The following is an 18,774-nucleotide window of genomic DNA, read 5'->3' on the forward strand; positions in this document are numbered from 1 at the left end:
GCGCATCCTTCTTTCTAAACTGTGAGTATTTTATTTTTTTCGATCACAACAAGATTATCTTTCGTGCCTTTCAAAGTCACGCCAGCTCCGACAGTCACATTTTTGTCCAGGATACAATATTCGAGGATTGCGCCTTCACCAATCTGTGCACCCTGCATGATGATGGAGTTGCGTACTTCGGCATCCTTAGCGATGTTGACTTTACGGAAAATCAAGGAGTCTTCGACTGTCCCTTCAACAACGCACCCGGTAGCGAACTGGGCATTTTTCACATGAGCACCTTTAGCATAATAGGTCGGTGCTCCGTTCTTCACCTTCGTGATAACGCTCTGGCTTCCGTGGAACAAAGATGAGAACTTATTCTTTTCCAACATTTCCATATTAGCCTTAAAGTAGGCTTCGATTGAATCGATGTTCGCCATATAGCCTGTATATTCATATGTGTTGACTTGGTATTCAGGCAGGTAGTGTTCGATCAGTTTATCTGAATCGAGTTGCACATTTTCCAATTCCGCACGCTGGATCAATTCCAGCATCTTGTCCGCTCTCATGAAATACATATTCATGCTCATCGCAAGGCGCTCAGGATCTTCTGAGGCATCTTTTGCATCAATCAAGTGCAACAAATATTCATCACGATCAATTTTCAATACTTTTTCATTCGGTCTGTTTTCCAGGAAGGCTTTCGGAACGCTCTTATAGACGACAGTGATGTCGCCTTCCTTAGCCAAATGGTGTTGCATGATGGCTTTGATGTCGACATTGGCCAGAATTTTGCTACCCATGATGATAACGTATTCGCCTTGGGAGCGTTCGATGAACTCCTTATGGTTCATGTAGAAGTCTGGAGCATCGCCATTTTTCTCCTGGACTGCTTTCAGCACTTGTTGGGAGTACGTAAAGATCCCGCCGGTCAAGCCGGACTCAAGGTCCCATACGGATCCGCTGCGGATATGGTCATAGATCGAACGGCCGCTTCCTGCGATAAACATACCCACTGATTTGATTTCAGCATGGCTGATGCTCGAAAGATTGAAATCGATCAGGCGATAACGGCTAGCAAACGGTAGAGAAGCAATCGGGCGGACATACGTCAAAGGTTTCAACGCTGTCTCGTCCTCGGTCAAATTTAAAATGGCACAAATACTATTCATCTTCATCTTTCAGTCCTCCTATAACTTCAGCATATCCAACAACTTCGATTTCACCGTTCTTGCCGATGACATTTGCATTGTCGGCGATTTTTGCATTCTCCCCAATGATGGCATGCTCAATTGTAACATTTTCACCGATCGTAACATTTGCCATAACCAGGCTATCCCGTACGACTGATCCATTGCCGACGCGAACGTTCTGGGACAAGATCGAATGCGTGATTTCACCTGCCACGTAGCATCCATCAACGATCATGGAGTCCGTCACGTTGGATGACTCTGTCAAGAACTGTGGAGGGGATACCGGATTTTTCGAATAGATGCGCCATTCTTCATCCCGGATATTCAGGGTATGATTTGGATCGAGGAATTCCATGTTCGCTTCCCAAAGGCTTTCGATGGTGCCGACATCTTTCCAATAACCGTCAAACGCATAAGCAAAACAGTTTTCGCCGTTTTCAAGATAGGCTGGAATAACGTTTTTACCGAAATCTTCCATTTCGCGTTGTTTAGCTTGATCTTCCACCAAATATTTACGGAGCACCTGCCAATTGAAGATGTAGATTCCCATTGATGCCAGATTGCTTTTCGGTTCTTTCGGTTTTTCATCGAATTCGATGATGCGGTTAGTCTGATCCGTGTTCATGATCCCAAAACGAGGTGCTTCTTCCATCGGAACAGGGATGACGCCGACCGTCAAGCTGGCCTTGTGCGCAATATGGAAATCCAACATGTTGGAGTAGTCCATCTTGTAGATATGGTCACCGGACAAAACCAACACGTATTCCGGATTGTATCTGTCGATATAGGCGATATTCTGGTAGATGGCATGAGCAGTCCCCTTGAACCACTTTTCGCCATCTGCACTCGAATACGGCTGAAGGATAGTCACTCCACCGTCTCTGCCAGTCAGTCCCCACGACTCACCGTTTCCAATGTGTTCATTTAATTCCAAAGGTTGGTACTGTGTCACTACCCCAACTTTATTGATTCCTGAGTTAGCGCAGTTACTTAGAGCAAAATCGATTATTCGATATTTTCCGCCGAACGGAACGGCCGGTTTGGCTGTTTCGCGCGTTAATTTCCCAAGCCGAGTCCCTTGCCCTCCGGCTAATATCATTGCTACCATTTGATTTTTCATAGTATCAGGAAGAATGCTTCTTCCTTTCCCCTCCTTCTCATCATAACTATCTGTAGATCTATTTATTAACACCAAAAACGCGTTTTGGTTTGATGAACAAAACTCCTAATGCGGGTAACGTAAATTCGATTGAGAACGGTTGGCGATTCATGCCGTCGAGGCTGGTGATCATTTCAGGAAGATTTTCTGTCCAAGTACCACCGAATTCCTGCATTTCCGTATTCAACAACACTTCGTAGTGGCCTTCATATGGCACGCCCACTCGGAAATTGAGACGTTCAACAGGTGTGAAGTTGCACACGACAATCAGGAAATCGCGCGGCTTTTCACCTGTTCTAATGAAGGAAAGCACCGATTCCAAGCTGTTGTCAGCGTCGAGAATCTCTAAACCGGTATTGGCATCATCGACTTCATGCAAAGCTTTCGAATCTTTGTATAGATGATTCAACGTTTTGATGTAATGCTGGAACTCTGGATTGAACTCGTTGTTCAGGACACCCCATTCAATTTGGTCGTAGAAGCGCCATTCCAGGAATTGTCCGATTTCATTACCCATGAAATTCAATTTCTTCCCTGGATGAGCCATCATATAGGCTTGCAGCGTACGTAAGCCTGCAAATTGTTTATAGCGGTCACCTGGCATTTTAGCCAGCAGGGATTGTTTACCGTGGACCACTTCATCGTGGGAAATCGGCAAAATAAAGTTTTCATTGAATGCATACATGAATGAGAAGGTAATCAGATTGAAATTGTCTTTTCGGAACAATGGATCCATTTCGAAGAAGCGCAAAGTATCATTCATCCAGCCCATATTCCATTTATAGTTAAAGCCTAGCCCACCTGTATCGACCGGTTTTGTGACATTGGCCCAAGCAGTGCTTTCTTCCGCAATCATGTAAGTATCCGGCTGGCGCTCGAAGACTTTTGTATTCATCTTCTTCAGGAATTCGATCCCTTGGCGGTTATCATTGCCACCGTCTTCATTCGGTGTCCAAGGACCTTCATCATAATCAAGATAAAGCATATTCGAAACGGCATCGACACGGATTCCGTCAAAATGGAACTCTTGTAGCCAGAAAATGGCATTCGAAATCAGGAAACTGTGCACTTGCGCTTTACCCAAGTCAAAATTCAACGTTCCCCAACGGTTGTTGATGGCGCGATTCGGATCGGCATATTCAAAAGTCGGCGTGCCATCGAAATTGGCTAACGCATAGTCATTTTTGCAGAAATGTCCGGGAACCCAGTCCATGATGACCCCGACCCCTTCTTTATGCGCTTCTTCCACGAAATCCCTTAATTCCAGCAAGTTGCCGTAACGGCCAGCCACCGCGAAGTACCCGGTGATTTGATAGCCCCAAGAAGCTTCTAGCGGATGTTCCATTAATGGCATGAATTCAATGTGCGTGTAACCCATTTCCTTCACATATGGAATCAGCGACTCAGCAAGATCCTTGAAGGAATACCAGCTGCCATCATCATGTTTTTTCCAAGAACTGAAATGCACTTCATAAATGTTAAGTGGTTTTTGATAGATGGACTTTCTTTTTTTGTTTGCGGACCATCTGCCGTCTTTCCATTTTTTCTCTGGCATGTCGAACACGACAGAGGCGTCTTTTGGCGGAACTTCATAAGCAAAAGAATAAGGATCGATTTTATATTTCTTTTTGCCGTTCTTATCCTCGATATAATACTTGTAACAGTCGCCTTGGGCTGCATCCTCCGTAAAGAGCGACCAGCCACCGGTTTTACCGATTTTTTGCATTTCTACGGGTTTCCACTCAGTAAAATCTCCGACTAACGAAACGTTTTTTGCATTAGGCGCCCAAACAGTGAAACGCCAGCCTTCAACCCCATCTTCGGTCCGTTTTTTACTTCCTAAAAAGCGATAGCTTTCAAGATGTTCCCCGATGTTGAACAAATACATCTCTTTTTCCAACTCTTTAAGTATGTTCATTTTTGCACTCATCCAGACACTTCCCTTACAATTATATTGCCGCAACAAAACGATCTGATAATGATTTATTTAATCATGCAAGACCCTTTCATTAATATATATCCATAATACCATTTTAAAGATGATTTTGCCATAAATCATGATAAATATATTGAAACCTGATTTCCTTACTGATAGTAATAATCTATCATCCTTAATAGCCTTTTTACATAAAAACAACATTGTAAACGCTACGCAAAATCAAGACACAAATATCACTATGTAGAATCCACTTAATTTATAAAAATGAATAATTAATTAGATTTAGATGAGATTGCGTTCGATTAAGCCTACTGCCACAATACTTTTTCAGCGTCCACTTACAAAAAGGAATATGAAAACACACAAATATATTTTGTTATTAATTTCACAATTAGGATATTCGTCCCAACAATGAATGTTGACGCTTACATTTACATAGTAAAAAAATCCTGATTTGCAAAAATTGTGCCATGATTTTTACAATTCAGGATTATTTTTACTTGATATTTACAAATGTTGTGCCAACAGTTCCACTGTGGGCACATCTGCCGGCGCCCAGTCCAGCTCAAGCAATTCGGAGATGTTCACCCAACGCATTTCTGCATGCTCCGACAATCGAGGTTCGCCCTCGTGTAATTCACAGAGCAGCGTCGTCAATTCAACTGTTCCAAAATCATATGGATGCTTGATTGTAAGAAGTTTGTCTTTGACCAGTATCCGGCAGGAAAACTCTTCCTCCATCTCCCGGACAAGTGCTTCTTCTGCCGTTTCATTTTCCTCAATCTTACCCCCAGGGAATTCCCATAGGCCAGCCAACGCTTTACCCGGGCCTCTTTTGGCACAAAAAATGCTGCCCTCTTTTTCTATTACAGCTCCCACTACTTTGATCATGCGGCGATTAAATCCTCCTGATTACAAGAATATTTTATTAATGACCCTTCCATCCGTGGCTTCCGGAAATTTCAGTCCAATTGCATGCAGGAAAGTCGGTCCTTCGTCTATTAGCCGGCCCTTTTCGACAACAGCGTCTTTGTCGATTCCGGGTCCGGAAACCATCAGCATCGTGGCATATTTTTTCTTTTTCGGACTGAAGCCGTGCGTTGCGCTATGCAATCTTCGGTCGGGAAGGTTTTTAGCGGTACTCTCCATGAAAGGATAGAGCACGTCACTCTCAAAATAATAACCCGCCTTCGCTTCCAAAATGAATAGGCAATTCTCATCTGCCCCCATTTTTCTGGCTTCTGCGGCCGAATGGATGGTTTCGATCCTGCCTTCGATTCCTTTCAACGCATCCAATATCATTTTGTTGGTGATGGTGACATCTTTCCGGTAAATATAGCAAGCTCCATCTGCCGCTTTTGCCAGCACTTTCCAGTCCTTGATATTCCTCTTGCGATCCAAAGTCTGCCACCCTTTATCTAAAAACAGGTGGTTCGGGCGGATGACTGTATGCGTATCAATCTGATAATGATCGCCCAACACGGCCAACACGGTATTCTCATAAATGTCCATTTCTTTCATCGCTTCGATGATCTGACCAAGGTGGCGATCCATCCGGATGATAGCTTCTTTCGCTTGGTCGCTCAAGACTCCATACTGATGACGCATGCTGTCCAGATCGACCAGATGCACAGCCATCAGATCCGGCTGTTTCGTCTTGATCGTATCGACTGCTATCGCCGTCACAAATTCATCCAACTCCGGTTGATCAATGCCGTTTCGCAATGAGCTATATTTTTTGTTCATCTCCAACGCATATTTTGTGCTGGATGCAAAAGCGGAAACCATTATCTGGTTTTTCCAGGGCCTGTTCGGAAAAATTTCTGCGAGGTTATAGTCTATGGAAGGACTCTTCCCCGTCACCGGCCAAAGCAAAGCACATGTTGTATAACCAGCCTTCTTGGCAACATCAAACAACGTGGCCTTCTTTATTTCTTTGGCATACCAATACCAATCTGGTGACAGCCTTTCCGATTGCCGGTGTGTATTGTGGATGATTCCGTGCCGATTCGGATACATCCCTGTTGCGATTGAAGTATGGGCTACATATGTCAAAGAGGGATAGACCGACTCAACCTCTTTGACAAGTGCGCTTCTGTCCAATATTTCCTGGAAATGGGGCAGCGTCTTGGCAAATTCTAAGTCACTGGCACCAAATGCATCTAATGAAATGATATACAGTTTTCTCTTTACCATAATATACCCTCCTATTCTGTTATTTTACCATATATTGGTAGCCGCATGGATACAGCAAAGTATTTAATTTCAATATTCTAGTGACTGCGGAGGCACGTATTTCGTCACCGCCTTTTCAAAAACATAAACAGCGTGATTCTTTAAGCTTCGATTCACTCAAAATGCTATTCTTTTTTTGGACAGTTAGGAGTAAAATGGATAATGTGCAATATCTAACAATACAATAGTGGAATCATTAAATTCGCTGACCTCCGCCGCCACATGAGCAGTTATCAAAAAAGGAAGCGATTACATTTATTGTTTACGCTATTCAAGAAAGTGTGGAACTGCAAACTATGACAATCACATTCTCGGATTTTATCGACAGCATCCAGACGAATCCCATCCTCCTGATAATTGTGGTATTGACGTTGGGTGTCATCTTGGTGAACGGCTGGACCGATGCACCGAACGCAATTGCAACTTGCGTATCCACTCGGTCCATTGCTCCTCAGAAAGCCATCCTGATGGCCGCCGTATTTAACTTTTTGGGAGTCTTCGTGATGACCTCCGTCAACGCTACAGTTGCCCAAACGATTGCGAACATGGTCGATTTCGGCAACGACCCAAAACAATCCATCATCGCGCTTTGCGCCGCTCTTTTCGCGATTGTCCTTTGGGCAACGGCAGCTTGGTACTTCGGAATCCCAACCAGTGAGAGTCACGCCCTGATTGCAGGCATATCTGGTGCTGCGATTGCATTACAGGGGGGCTTCGGAGCCATCAATGGAGCGGAATGGATCAAAGTCATCTACGGTCTGTTCCTCTCCACGATCCTAGGCTTTGGCTTCGGTTTTAGCGTATCAAAGCTCACCACTGCCATCTGCAAAAATAAAGCCCGGCAAAAAACGGGACCGTTTTTCCAGAAAGGCCAAGTGCTTGGTGGAGCGGCTATGGCCTTTATGCACGGTGCCCAAGACGGTCAAAAATTCATGGGAATTTTCATGTTGGGAATATTCCTAGGGCAAGGCAACAGCGATACAACCCAATTCATCATCCCGCTTTGGATGATGATTCTCTGCTCATTGGTAATGGCCTTGGGTACCTCGATTGGTGGTTATAAGATCATCAAAACGGTGGGCATGAACATGGTGAAACTGGAAGGATATCAAGGCTTCAGTGCTGACGTTGGTGCTGCAGCTTGCCTTTTGCTCTCATCTATCTGGGGTTTGCCGGTCAGCACCACACATACAAAAACGACTGCCATCATGGGCGTCGGCGCAGCTAAACGGCTATCTTCCGTAAATTGGATCACCGTCAAAGAAATGGTTTGGGCTTGGGTTCTGACGTTCCCAGGCTGCGGTTTGGTTGGGTACCTGATGGCGCTTATTTTCATGAATATATTCTGAGGAGATTACAACTATGCTGATGAGAAAAAAAACAAAAGAATATAGCTACTACCAAGAATTCATCGAAGTTTCCGCAATGGCCGTTTCCGCAGCCAAATTGATGACCAGCATTTTGGCTGATTACAATCTAGAGACTTTGGAGGCCCGACTCAAAGAACTCCATGAGATCGAGCATGCAGCGGATCAAAAGAAGCACAAGATGATGAGTTACCTATACAGCGATTTTCTCCCTCCACTCGAACGCGAGGACATCATCGATTTGGCCGGGGAATTGGATACCACCATCGACACGATCGAAGACACGCTCATCCACATCGATATCTACCAGATTCAAAAAATCACGCCGGCAATGTTGAAGTTTATGGAGATAATCGAAAAGAGCGCGTTGACCCTGGATGAAGCCATCAATGATCTGATGAATTTCAAGAAATCAAAAATCATTAAAGAAGCTATCATCACCATCAATCACCTTGAAAAGCAGGGAGACTCCTTGTACACCCGTTCGGTCAAGAAATTATTTGTCGAACAGAAGGATGCGCTGACGACAATGGCTACGACGAATATCTACGACCGGTTCGAACGGGCTACCGATTCCTTTGAAGCGGCAGCCAATGTCATCGAAAGGATTGTCCTGAAAAATTCGTAGCATTTTGCGGGGTCAGGCATTCAGTATCTAAAAAAACAAAGAAGCAGCCACCGAATCCGCTGGGATTCGGTGGCTGCTTCTTTGTTTCAGGAATATTTGTTAAAGTTACGGTTCCAAGGGATCTTCCTTGTTGCCGCCTTCAGGGGGTGTTTCCTTTGTGGTATCGCTTTTCGCGGCCGGAGTTTCCGGCACATTTGTTGCACCATCTTTTGGCGGCACAGGCGGGGTGACGGTCGCTTTCGTTGCGACGTTCGTTCCTCCGGGTTTTCTTGGATGGGTCCGTTCAAACCGTTCTTTCCGGCGCTCTTCAATCTGTTTTCTTTCCTGGAGCTGCTTCTCTACCCTTTGCTTGCCCCAAATCGTTTTGCCGAACAGTTTTTTGATTGCCCACAACAGGAGCAGCAACAACAGAACGGCTACGAAGAACGGCATTGCATAGATGAACCAGATTGCTGCATCCTGCAGCCAATAGTAGAAGGAATAAAGCGAATTGATGAACGCATCCTTGACGCGATCCCAGAATGGCGTCGATCCGCCTTGATTGTTCGAAATGCGCGAACGCTCAGAAACCGTCAGATATAAAGCTGTATAATCGATCAGATCATCAATATTGTCCAATTCTGACTGCAGTACTTCCCTTTCGGCTATGGCCGCGCTAAGGTTGTCCTCGATGGCAAGGATCTCCTCGACCGTCTCTGCTTGCTCAAGCAGCGTCAACAGACGCTCTTCCTTGCTTTGCAGGACGCTGATACGGGTGGCCGTGTCCTCATAATATTGCGTTACGTCCTCATTCCCCTGCTGCTCGCTGGTTTTTGTTCCCAGCCCGCCCTCCAGATCATCCAGGAAAGCTGTCACGGAATCTTTCGGAATCCGAATTGTGTAGCTGCCTTGGCGATAATTTTGGCCCAATGAGGAAGTCGTGTAGATCATGTCGCCGCCGCTTGATTCATAAGAGTATTCCACATAGGCTCCATATTTACCGACGATTTCCTTCAGATAAGCGATGGAATCATCATATTTCAACGTTTCATAGGAAAGGTGGACTGTGGTCACTACCTTTTCACCAATCAACAATCCCGTGCCTTCTGCCCCATCCGATTTGGATATTTCCGTCGTTACATTGTCTACTCCAGCAGCGTCCTGTTGCGAAACACTCGTTTCTTCCGTCGTTAAAAATGAACAGCCCACTAGCGAAAATGACAGCAGGGAAAGGATCAATAATTTCAGTTTTTTCAATTGAGGCGCCTCCAATCTTTGCTAAGTTTCCTACTTAGATTATACCGCATGGCGGCCGCTGCGCCTAATAAAGCCCTTACATAATTACAGGTCCGGCTATGGCGGATTTGGCTTGACCCGAGAACAGCTGAGGAAACTAGCCGCTTCTCCGGCGAAGCGGACTTCGCCGGAGCTGACGGCCCAATTTTTCCCGCAAAAAAAGAAAGGGCCGGAAAGGTAAACACCTAAGTGTTCATCTTTCCGACCCTTTCTTCTGATACGGCATGGGTAAACCCATGGATGGGACTGTTCACAGCAGTCACCATCAAACATCCACATCCTGTGGTTGTGCAAGCACGTATGTCCCGTTTGATTTGCAATCACTATGCCGCTTGCGCGGAATGGGCGAACCCACCTGATTGCTCGTCGCCTCATCGCATGTAAAACATCTTATCATGTAAAAACCGAAAAAGCAAGACTTTTATTTCGGTTGCAGACAGTCTGCTGAATAGTCCTTATTCTTTGCCGCGATCATCAAATTTCTCCAGCCAAGCATCAGCAATGAGCCTGTGCCCTTTTTGGGTCGGATGGACGCCGTCATTCGATAATGTTTCATATCCCTCGACAGCACCGATTGTATTCAAATATGCATCCAGCCCGATCCAATCGGCATCGAACTCTTCGGCCAGGCGTTTGACGATTTCCTGTTTCGGATCCAAATCGACCCGCCAAGTTTTGCGGTCTTCCGGATACGGGAAGACGAACGGCTCCATCAGAATGATCCGCGCATTCGATTTTTTCCGCAAGGAAGCCAACAAATGGCGGTAATGCATTTCGAACTGTTCAGCACCCTGTTTGGTCGCGAACACCGTTTCATCGCCTACATTATGCCACGTATCGTTGATGCCTATCAACATAGTGACGACATCAGGTTCGAGCGAAACGCAATCACCGTGCCATCTTTCCGCTATATCATGGATTCTGTTGCCGCTGATGCCGCGGTTGATCAGCTGATAGTGTTCGGCATCGCCTCTGTCCGCAAGAGCCTTCGCTATCATTGCTACATAGCCTTTTCCCAGCGAACCTGGATTGTTGCGGTTGCGGCCGACATCCGTGATGCTATCGCCGATGAAAAGCAATTTGTACTTGGGCGTTTTCTCCATAGGTCCGCCCTATCTGTTCTGGATGACTTCAACCTTGTAGCCATCCGGATCGGTTATGAAGTAGTATCTAACGGAAGAATCAGGCAACCCTTTATAGTCGGTCACGTTGAATCCGGCAGCTACCTGTTTGTCATGAAGGGCTTCAAATTCGTCAACTCCGATAGCGATGTGTCCATAACCATCACCGATGTTATAAGGTTCATGATCGTAATTGTAAGTCAACTCCAACTCATAATCATCGCCTTCCAAACCTAAATAAACGATTGAAAACTTGTGTTCAGGGTAATCCAGCTTCTTTTTTTCTTGGAAACCAAAAGCCTCTTTGTAGAATGCAATCGATTTATCCAGGTGCTGAACGCGGATGCAAGTGTGTAACATTTTCATTAAGTCATCATTCCTCTCATTTATGCTGTCTTTATCATACCGAATTATCAGTTCCTTTACAAAAAATTTGTCGCAAAAATAACCTTGCTATATCCTACAAACTGAATTATTCTAGAAGTTAGTTACCAGTGAGAAGGAGAAAACTCAATGAAGATATGTATCTACTGCCATAATCGCATCCCGAAAGAGGCTTTGATCTGCCCGATGTGCGGTTCGGATGTTTCCGACTCGGACGCAATCCAACAAGATGAATTTCACCAATCCACTTTATTCGAAGATAATACGGAAAATTTTGTCGATCTGACAGCTGATGAGGAGGAAGAAGCGGCTGAAGTGGCTTCGCGTGCTGAAAAACAAGAGTTTTCTTTCAACAACGCAATGAATAAATTCATCCGCTACGTTCGTTTTTTATGGAAAAAAATGAAAGATCCCGCAGAGACCAGAAAATCGCGCAGAGAAAGCCACAATCTTTACGGCTACTTCACCTTCGTCCTATCGGCGTTGCTCTCAGGCGGATTGGTTACGCGGATTGCGGTCGCATTGGCTAATCAATATGATCTGCTTTCGCAGATTTCCTTGCTGCCGACTGTCACTTTCCAGGTCGAACCGATTGTTTGGTTCATGAAGAGTTTCCTTTTGTTCCTGGCATATTATTATCTGTATCCCTTCCTGGCATACCTCATCAAAACATTCTTTCTGCACAGACGCCATGCCTTCCATAACTGGATGACGCAATATGCAGGCATGAATGCTTTCGGTCTGCTGCTGTTGGGCACTGCCTTCGTGATCAGCCTAATTGCCCCGATTTTGATGGCTGTACCTGTGCTGTTGTTGTTCTTGGTCCATCTTTCCAGCTATCTGGTGACGTTCATCGCCAGCTTGTACCAGACAATCAACGAAACGAAAAGGGATACCCTTTACCTTTGCCTCGGCGGCATCAGCGTACATTTGCTGCTGATGATGACGATCGCCTATGTATTATTCCTGAAAATGTAGCATCAACCGGAAAGTATCCGGTCCAGAACCAAAAAGCAACTGCGGCCCACCACTAATAGGTGTCCGCAGTTGTTTTTTTTTACATATCCAAATCGGTAAAGGCGTAGGGAACCAACTCTTTGATCGTCAGCTCCATGATTTTCCCGTGCTTGTCGGAAAGGTAGACAGGCGTTTCGTATCCGCACAATTCCACCATCACCTGGCGGCAGATGCTGCAAGGCGGAAGGAACGTTTCCGTGTCACCGGCGATGGCGATGGCTGCGACGTCGTCTTTGCGGTAGCCTCTCGTAACTCCGGTGAATAAAGCGGTCCGCTCCGCGCAGTTTGTCGCGCCGAAGGAAACATTTTCCACGTTTACGCCTTCGATCACTTCGCCGTCCTTATAAAGGATTGCCGCTCCCACCGGAAAATGGGAATACGGGCTGTATGCATGTTGCATGGCCGCTCTTGCTCTGGAGACTAATTCTTCACTGTTCATCGATGATCCCTCGCTTATCAAGAATGGTTATTTTTCTGATCGGTAAATGTTCGTGTTTACAGTATACCGATTATTCCAGAATTTGCCAAACCGGAAAGGTCATCTATTCATGTTACCTAGCTTCTGTTCAAGCTTTAATCGTTCGGATTAGAGTTCCGGCAAATTCGTCATGTAATCCTCGAGTGCCTGGATCGCTTCCGCCATCAACTCGGCTGTGACTTCATAAGGCAGTCCGTGCGCCGGTGCTTCAGGTTTGGTCGACAGGCGGGCGATTTCCATGATACCCTCTTCGTCCAATCTGTCCATGTGCAGATCGTAGAGGCTCTTCGGAATGTTCAAGTGTTCATAGAACGGAATCAGATTATCGATCTCAGCCCATTTCTTTTCATAAGCCAACTGGACCATGATTCCATAGGCAACTTTATGCCCATGCAGGAAATGATGCGACTCCGGGAAGTTGGTGATGGCATCATGGATTTCATGGGCGATGGTCGTCCTCGCAAAAGCATCCCCCATCCCGCCGACCATGCCGCTGATGGAAGTGATGACTTCCGTCAGCTTCACAAAAGCTTCGGTCACTTCGCCGGCTTCCAGGCTGGCGATCGCCAACTCGGCGTGATCCAGGATGCTTTGTCTGCAGATGTATGCCGCTTGGCGCGCCATCATCAGCATCGGTTGTTGGGCATTCTCAGGCAGCGAAAGGATTTCATCCGATTCGTACCATTTGGCCAGCGTGTCCGCCAATCCGGCCACAAAGAAATTCTTCGGCGAATCGATGATCAATTTTGGTTCCAATAACAAAAGCGAAGCTTGTTGCTGCAGGAAATCGTAGCGGATGAACACGCCATCTTCGGTGTACATGACGCTAAGCGGTGTCCAAGGCGCGCAATTGCTCGCCAATGTCGGGATCATCACATTCAGGATGCAGCCCGCTTTAGCTGCAGCATATTTCACAGCGTCCATGATCTTTCCGCCGCCGATGCCGATGATCGCATCGCTCTTGTGCTGTGCGGCCAACCCAACGATGCGGTCGACTTCTTCATAGCTGCATTCGCCCAAAAAAGCCACTTCTGTGATTACAAATCCTACTTGATAGAGGTCTTCAAGGTAGGGCCGGGCTTTTTGCCAGGATACGGTCCCGTGCACAATCAAAATATTTTTTACGAAGCGTTCTTCCAAACGTTTCGGCAAAGTTGAGAGGACCCCTTCCCTGCATTCGTATTCTTGCGGACCAGTCCTAACAATCAATTCTTTCGTCATAACGTCAATCCTCCCTGAATTTCTAGAACGTACGCGTGAACGGATCGCGGCTGATGCCCGCCGCCAACACCTGCTTAGCGTATTCTTGTGCACCGAACAAGGAATGGTCGCGGTAATTTCCGCATTCCTTCGCGGTCGTTGCCGGAACTACGGTCGTTTCCAATACAATCTGCAACACTTTTTCCAAAGCAACAGCGATTTCTTCCGGAGTGTGTTCACCCCAACAGATCATGTAAAAACCGGTACGGCAACCCATCGGAGACAAGTCGATGACGCCATCCACAAAATCGCGGATGTTGATCGCCAAAAGGTGTTCCAACGTGTGCATAGCACCAGTCGGCAACGCATCCTGGTTTGGTTGCACAAAGCGCAGGTCGAATTTTGTGACGACAGCCCCAGTTTCGTGCACTTCATAGCCTGCTTGGCGGACATACGGAGCCTTCACCAAATCGTGATCCAATTCAAAACTTTCTACTCTAGCCATCTATATTTCTCCATTCTTCAGCTTAAGCGCTGTTGTTTGTTTTTGATGCGTACCAATACATTATACTAGACATTTATGAGATTTTCCTTAAAATTATATCACGTGGTGTGTTATCATGTAGGGACAGTAAAAAACTGAGAATTTGCTTTCGCGCATGAAAGGAGTGCTGCGCCACTTTGATAAGTATCGTTTTCCAGCAGTTGCTGACCATGTTCACCATCATGTTTTTTGGTTTTATTCTGATCCGTACGCATGTCATCACCAGCGAAGGGACGCGTCAGATATCGACCATCCTCTCCTTGTTCGTGATGCCAGCGACCATGATCACTTCTTTCAATGCAACTTTTGATGCGCACCGCTTGAAGTTGTTGTTATGGGCGACACTGGCAGCTTTTCTGACAATTTCCATCCGCGCGTTCATCGTCCATGTCCTGTTGAAAAAAGAGGATCGCATCGACAAATACGCCACAATTTTCCCGAATGCCGGTTTTATCGGCATCCCCTTGGTCCTTGCGACTGTGGGCTATGAGGGCGTCTTTTTCATGTCCGGTTACATCATGGCAAATAACGTCACCCAGTGGACTTACGGCCAATATCTGATTTCGGGCGACAAAAAAGCGATGACCTTGCGGCAAACCCTTATCAATCCCGGAATGATCGGCGCTGCCATCGGTTTGTCCATCTACATCAGCCGCCTGCCGGTCCCTGACTTTCTCTGGAAGTCCGTTGACAGCTTGGCAGCGTTGAATACGCCGCTGGCCATGATCATCCTCGGCAGCTATATCGCCAACAGCAATTTTTCGGAATTGTTGGCTTTCCCGAAAGCCTATTGGACCACTTTCCTCCGTTTGATCGTCACCGCCCTCATCTCAATCGGCGTCATCTATTTGTTGCCGATCAATGACTATATGGTGGAAATCGTCCTGACCATCGCTTCCTGTGCGCCGGCTGCAACGAATACAGCCATCCTTGGCCGTCTGTTCGGCGGAGACTATGAATATGGAGCGCGGCTCGTGGTTCTGACCACTTTACTGTCTTTATTTTCAATACCGATCATCGTGCAATTTGCACAGCTATTGTTCGGATAATCATTTCAGAAAGAAGGTATGCGCATGGAAAAGTTATTAGAAGGTATCGTCAATTTCAGAAGAGGGGATTTTGAATCTCATCGTGAGCTGTTCAAGGGTTTAAAAGCATCCCAGAAACCGCATACCCTCTTTATTTCCTGTTCTGATTCACGTATCGATCCAAATATGATCACCGGAACGTTACCAGGCGAATTGTTCATCGTCCGCAACATCGCCAACATCGTGCCGCCTTATCGGATGACTACTGAATACGTGGCAACAACATCCGCCATCGAGTATGCCGTGCTCGCACTAGGCGTAGAGAACATCATCATCTGTGGCCATTCCAACTGCGGCGGCTGTGCTGCTTGCCTGCATCCCGAAGGCAAACTGGAGGAGTTGCCGCACACCCGCAAATGGCTGGAACTGATCCATCCGGTTCGCGACCGTGTCCTAAAGGAAATCCCGGAATCCGAACCCGAAGCACGGGCTTGGATGATGGAGCAAGGCAATGTCGTGGAGCAGCTGAAGCATTTGATAACTTTTCCTTACATAGCCAAAAAAATGAGGGAAGGCAAGCTGAAAATCAGCGGGTGGCACTACATCATCGAGACCGGTGAAGTTTTCATCTACGACCGCGATAAAGGCGAATTTTTGTTGGGAAACGGTTGAGCAAATTTGAAGAATGAATGTCACGCACAGAAAAAGGACGCATCCCGCAATTAAATCCGGGATGCGTCCTTTTCATTTGATTCGTTTTCCGATCTACACAGAGCGTAAAGGCAGAGCTTTTTTGCCGACCGTTTTCCAGACGATTTGAGCCAACCAGTAATCGACCATGCTGTGGATGACGGTTCCGACGCCGACCAGCAGCATGACGGAAGAAATCAGTCCTTTGTCGTAATAAGCTGTCGTAAGGTTTCCTGCAAAGTAGAACAGGCTCACGACGATAACCTCACAGCCAGCATGCAATACACCCAGAACCAAGCTGAACAGCAACGATTTTTTGATATCATGGGCCATTTCCGGGTGCTTTTGGATATACTTTGCACCGACATAAGAAAAGATCATGTGCGTTGCCGCACGCAGGACTACGACCAACGGAAAGCCGCCCAACATGAAGCCTACAGCAGTTCCAAAGGCAACCGCAACCGCGATGCCGGGCGAAAGGAACATAGCAATCATCGTCGCCACATGGCTAGCCAAGGTGAAGGATGCCGGTTCCAGAATTATTTTCAAAGGGGAAATCATCGGTATCAGAATCCCTATCGCAATCAGTAGAGCAGCTATCGTAATGTGTTTCGTTTGTGTACGTGTATTCATTTGGCCAATCCCTCCAAAGATATTTACAACTGTCTTGACAGTTGTAATATATTATATAATCTTTTCAGGAGTTGTCAAGCTTATTTTCATGCATTTTCACCCGGAATAGAGGATCCCCGCTTCCTGCAGTTCCTTTTTGATGCGCAGGAAGGTGTCTTCATCCTTGCAGGCAAGTGTATGCAGATGCACGCCCCCCGTCAGCGAAGACAGCATCGCTGCTTCATTTGATGCGATTTTTTTCATAAAATCGATGACATCATGGCGCGAGCGGATATGCAATTCACCGGTCAAGGTGCCATAAACGGGATGCTCAACCTGAACATCCACGGCCTCGCCGCCATTGTCCACGATGATGTTAAGTTCCGTGACTGTGTCGGCTTGCGAGTGCTGGCAGGCAATTTTGCCTGTAAACAGGCTCCCTTCGCTCTTGAATGCATTCGCGGACAGATAGCCCCGCGGCGTTGCCAGGATATCGATCCCCTTGGCGCGGATCAACGCGATATCGCCCACGATGACCTGACGGCTGACCGATAACATTTCAGCCAGTTGGGTGGCATTCACCGGTTGATCCGTGGCTTCCAATAATTTGATGATTTCATTTCGTCTCTCTGCTGCTTTCAATAAACTCACCCTTCCGTAACGCGTTCTCTTCTTTATAGTACCTATTTTTGCCCCGGACTGCAAGAATCGAAAAAACAAAAAGCCAGCAACGCGCCGCACAAGGCAGTCATTGCTGGCTTTTCTTATTTGTTTTCGGTAGCGGCCATATAGCAGCCCAACAAGCGGAAATAGACGCTGCTCCGGTGGATGAAGCGCAGGGCTTCATGGACGTTTTCGTCGACGATGTTGCCTTCGAAATCCAAGTACAGCAAGTACTCCCATTTCTCCCCTTCAACAGGTCGGGATTCGATTTTGATCAGGTTGATGTGATACCTTGCGAAATGACGCAGCAGCTTGAACAGGGTCCCGGCTTGGTTGTCCAAAGAGAACACCACGCTAACTTTGTTGCAACGAGGATTCGACTCAAGATCCTTGCCGACGATGATGAAACGGGTCGTGTTTTCACTCTGATTCTGGATGCTCTCCGCCAAGATGGCGAGGCCATGGATCTGTGCGGCCCTTCTGCTGGCGATGGCGCCTTTATGCGCATCTCCGGAGTCCTTCACCATTTTCGCGCTGTCGGATGTGCTGTGGAAAGGAATCTGACGCCACTGCTCATGGTCCTTGAAATAATCGGTGGATTGCTGGAAACCTTGCGGGTGCGAATAGACTTCCTCGATCTGATCCAAACCGGTCCCTTCCAGGCCGATCAGATGCTGCTCGATTTTGATGTATTGCTCACCCACTATGGATAGACCATATTTGTACAACAGATCGAGCACTTGAGAAATCGCACCAGTAGAAGAGTTTTCAACTGGCAGAACGCCGTAATCGATTTCCCCGTTCTGGATACCAATAAACAGCGATTCAAAGGTATGGTAGTTTTTCGGATCGCGGGGCGCTTCCTTGAAATAAGCCAACATCGCTTCTTCACAGAACGAGCCCGTTTCCCCGAAATAACCAATCTGCGCGTGCTCTTTTGGATCGTGGATCGCAAAAATCTGCTCATAATCATTCGAAGCCGCCCGGACATCCTTTTGGACTTCTTTCGAAAGATCCATGATCGTATCCAAGAAATGATGGGTCTGCACCGCAAACTCCTCACTCTTCAGATGGGTAAGATTCCTTTCCACGACGCGCTGCTCACGGCCTTCGTCAAAGATGGGCAAATCATGCACCAGCTTATAATTGCCGATAGCTTGGGAAATGTGCATCCGTTTTTCGAACAAAGCCACAAGCTCCTGATCAATGGCATCCAACTCTTTGCGATAGTCTTCTAAATCCGTCATACTCGCCTTCCA

The 18,774-nt window shown here is 46.6% G+C and carries 19 protein-coding genes; 5 read left to right on the forward strand and 14 right to left on the reverse strand.

Translation table 11 applies throughout. The features are described 5' to 3' along the window. Positions 1-14: 14 nt before the first annotated feature. The 5 genes from glgD to WBM30_RS00175 all read right to left on the reverse strand — a co-directional run bounded on the left by glgD (position 15) and on the right by WBM30_RS00175 (position 6,469). Positions 15-1,160: a glucose-1-phosphate adenylyltransferase subunit GlgD gene (gene glgD / locus WBM30_RS00155; RefSeq protein ID WP_424898824.1), complete on the reverse strand. Its 1,146-nt coding sequence runs from the start codon at positions 1,158-1,160 to the stop codon at positions 15-17. Next, positions 1,147-2,283 (reverse strand): glucose-1-phosphate adenylyltransferase, encoded by a 1,137-nt coding sequence (locus WBM30_RS00160; RefSeq protein WP_424898825.1) that lies wholly within the window; start codon positions 2,281-2,283, stop codon positions 1,147-1,149. Before WBM30_RS00160 ends, glgD begins: the two co-directional genes overlap by 14 nt. 70 nt (positions 2,284-2,353) lie before the next feature. Then, complete coding sequence (gene glgB / locus WBM30_RS00165; RefSeq protein ID WP_424898826.1) at positions 2,354-4,264, reverse strand: 1,4-alpha-glucan branching protein GlgB; 1,911 nt, start codon at positions 4,262-4,264, stop codon at positions 2,354-2,356. A gap of 516 nt (positions 4,265-4,780) precedes the next feature. Further along, positions 4,781-5,164, reverse strand: coding sequence for a (deoxy)nucleoside triphosphate pyrophosphohydrolase (locus tag WBM30_RS00170; RefSeq protein ID WP_424898827.1), 384 nt, complete (start codon positions 5,162-5,164; stop codon positions 4,781-4,783). 21 nt (positions 5,165-5,185) lie between these two features. Further along, positions 5,186-6,469 carry an alkaline phosphatase family protein gene (locus tag WBM30_RS00175; protein ID WP_424898828.1) on the reverse strand — a complete coding sequence of 428 codons (1,284 nt, stop codon included), beginning with the start codon at positions 6,467-6,469 and terminating at the stop codon, positions 5,186-5,188. 335 nt (positions 6,470-6,804) lie between these two features. On the opposite strand from WBM30_RS00175, the gene WBM30_RS00180 reads away from it, so the two are divergent. Next, entirely contained in the window at positions 6,805-7,857 is a 1,053-nt protein-coding gene (locus tag WBM30_RS00180) for an anion permease (RefSeq protein ID WP_424898829.1), read from the forward strand. Between the two features lie 13 nt (positions 7,858-7,870). Further along, positions 7,871-8,503 (forward strand): DUF47 domain-containing protein, encoded by a 633-nt coding sequence (locus WBM30_RS00185; RefSeq protein ID WP_424898830.1) that lies wholly within the window; start codon positions 7,871-7,873, stop codon positions 8,501-8,503. A 105-nt stretch (positions 8,504-8,608) separates the two neighbouring features. Here WBM30_RS00185 and WBM30_RS00190 read toward each other — a convergent pair whose 3' ends face one another. From WBM30_RS00190 to WBM30_RS00200, 3 genes are all read right to left on the reverse strand, one after another. Next, a complete protein-coding gene (locus tag WBM30_RS00190; RefSeq protein WP_424898831.1) occupies positions 8,609-9,739 on the reverse strand; it encodes a DUF4349 domain-containing protein in 1,131 nt (376 codons plus the stop codon). A 494-nt stretch (positions 9,740-10,233) separates the two neighbouring features. Then, on the reverse strand, positions 10,234-10,881 hold the full coding sequence (locus WBM30_RS00195) for an SGNH/GDSL hydrolase family protein (RefSeq protein ID WP_424898832.1): 648 nt from the start codon (positions 10,879-10,881) through the stop codon (positions 10,234-10,236). Between the two features lie 9 nt (positions 10,882-10,890). Then, the gene (locus tag WBM30_RS00200) at positions 10,891-11,265 is read right to left on the reverse strand and encodes a VOC family protein (protein ID WP_424898833.1); all 375 of its coding nucleotides are present in this window, start codon (positions 11,263-11,265) and stop codon (positions 10,891-10,893) included. Between the two features lie 147 nt (positions 11,266-11,412). Between WBM30_RS00200 and WBM30_RS00205 the strand changes: the two genes are divergently transcribed. After that, positions 11,413-12,261, forward strand: coding sequence for a hypothetical protein (locus WBM30_RS00205; protein ID WP_424898834.1), 849 nt, complete (start codon positions 11,413-11,415; stop codon positions 12,259-12,261). A 79-nt stretch (positions 12,262-12,340) separates the two neighbouring features. Here the strand turns inward: WBM30_RS00205 and WBM30_RS00210 are convergent, their stop codons facing one another. The 3 genes from WBM30_RS00210 to WBM30_RS00220 form a co-directional block, all read right to left on the reverse strand. Continuing rightward, a complete protein-coding gene (locus tag WBM30_RS00210; RefSeq protein WP_424898835.1) occupies positions 12,341-12,739 on the reverse strand; it encodes a cytidine deaminase in 399 nt (132 codons plus the stop codon). A 147-nt stretch (positions 12,740-12,886) separates the two neighbouring features. Then, the gene (locus tag WBM30_RS00215; protein WP_424898836.1) at positions 12,887-13,999 is read right to left on the reverse strand and encodes an iron-containing alcohol dehydrogenase family protein; all 1,113 of its coding nucleotides are present in this window, start codon (positions 13,997-13,999) and stop codon (positions 12,887-12,889) included. Positions 14,000-14,021: 22 nt separating this feature from the next. Further along, positions 14,022-14,483 carry an S-ribosylhomocysteine lyase gene (locus WBM30_RS00220; protein WP_424898837.1) on the reverse strand — a complete coding sequence of 154 codons (462 nt, stop codon included), beginning with the start codon at positions 14,481-14,483 and terminating at the stop codon, positions 14,022-14,024. Positions 14,484-14,659: 176 nt separating this feature from the next. Here WBM30_RS00220 and WBM30_RS00225 point away from each other — a divergent pair, with 176 nt between their 5' ends. Further along, positions 14,660-15,571 (forward strand): AEC family transporter, encoded by a 912-nt coding sequence (locus tag WBM30_RS00225; RefSeq protein WP_424898838.1) that lies wholly within the window; start codon positions 14,660-14,662, stop codon positions 15,569-15,571. Between the two features lie 24 nt (positions 15,572-15,595). After that, the gene (locus WBM30_RS00230; RefSeq protein ID WP_424898839.1) at positions 15,596-16,222 is read left to right on the forward strand and encodes a carbonic anhydrase; all 627 of its coding nucleotides are present in this window, start codon (positions 15,596-15,598) and stop codon (positions 16,220-16,222) included. A gap of 93 nt (positions 16,223-16,315) precedes the next feature. Here WBM30_RS00230 and WBM30_RS00235 read toward each other — a convergent pair whose 3' ends face one another. From WBM30_RS00235 to pheA, 3 genes are all read right to left on the reverse strand, one after another. Beyond that, complete coding sequence (locus WBM30_RS00235; RefSeq protein ID WP_424898840.1) at positions 16,316-16,873, reverse strand: hypothetical protein; 558 nt, start codon at positions 16,871-16,873, stop codon at positions 16,316-16,318. Between the two features lie 96 nt (positions 16,874-16,969). Further along, positions 16,970-17,494, reverse strand: a complete 525-nt coding sequence (locus tag WBM30_RS00240; protein ID WP_424898841.1) for a transcription repressor NadR — start codon at positions 17,492-17,494, stop codon at positions 16,970-16,972. 122 nt (positions 17,495-17,616) lie between these two features. Continuing rightward, positions 17,617-18,762, reverse strand: coding sequence for a prephenate dehydratase (pheA, locus tag WBM30_RS00245; protein WP_424898842.1), 1,146 nt, complete (start codon positions 18,760-18,762; stop codon positions 17,617-17,619). Between the last annotated feature and the right edge of the window lie 12 nt (positions 18,763-18,774).

This window comes from Trichococcus sp. (assembly GCF_049684335.1).
Classification (GTDB): domain Bacteria; phylum Bacillota; class Bacilli; order Lactobacillales; family Aerococcaceae; genus Trichococcus.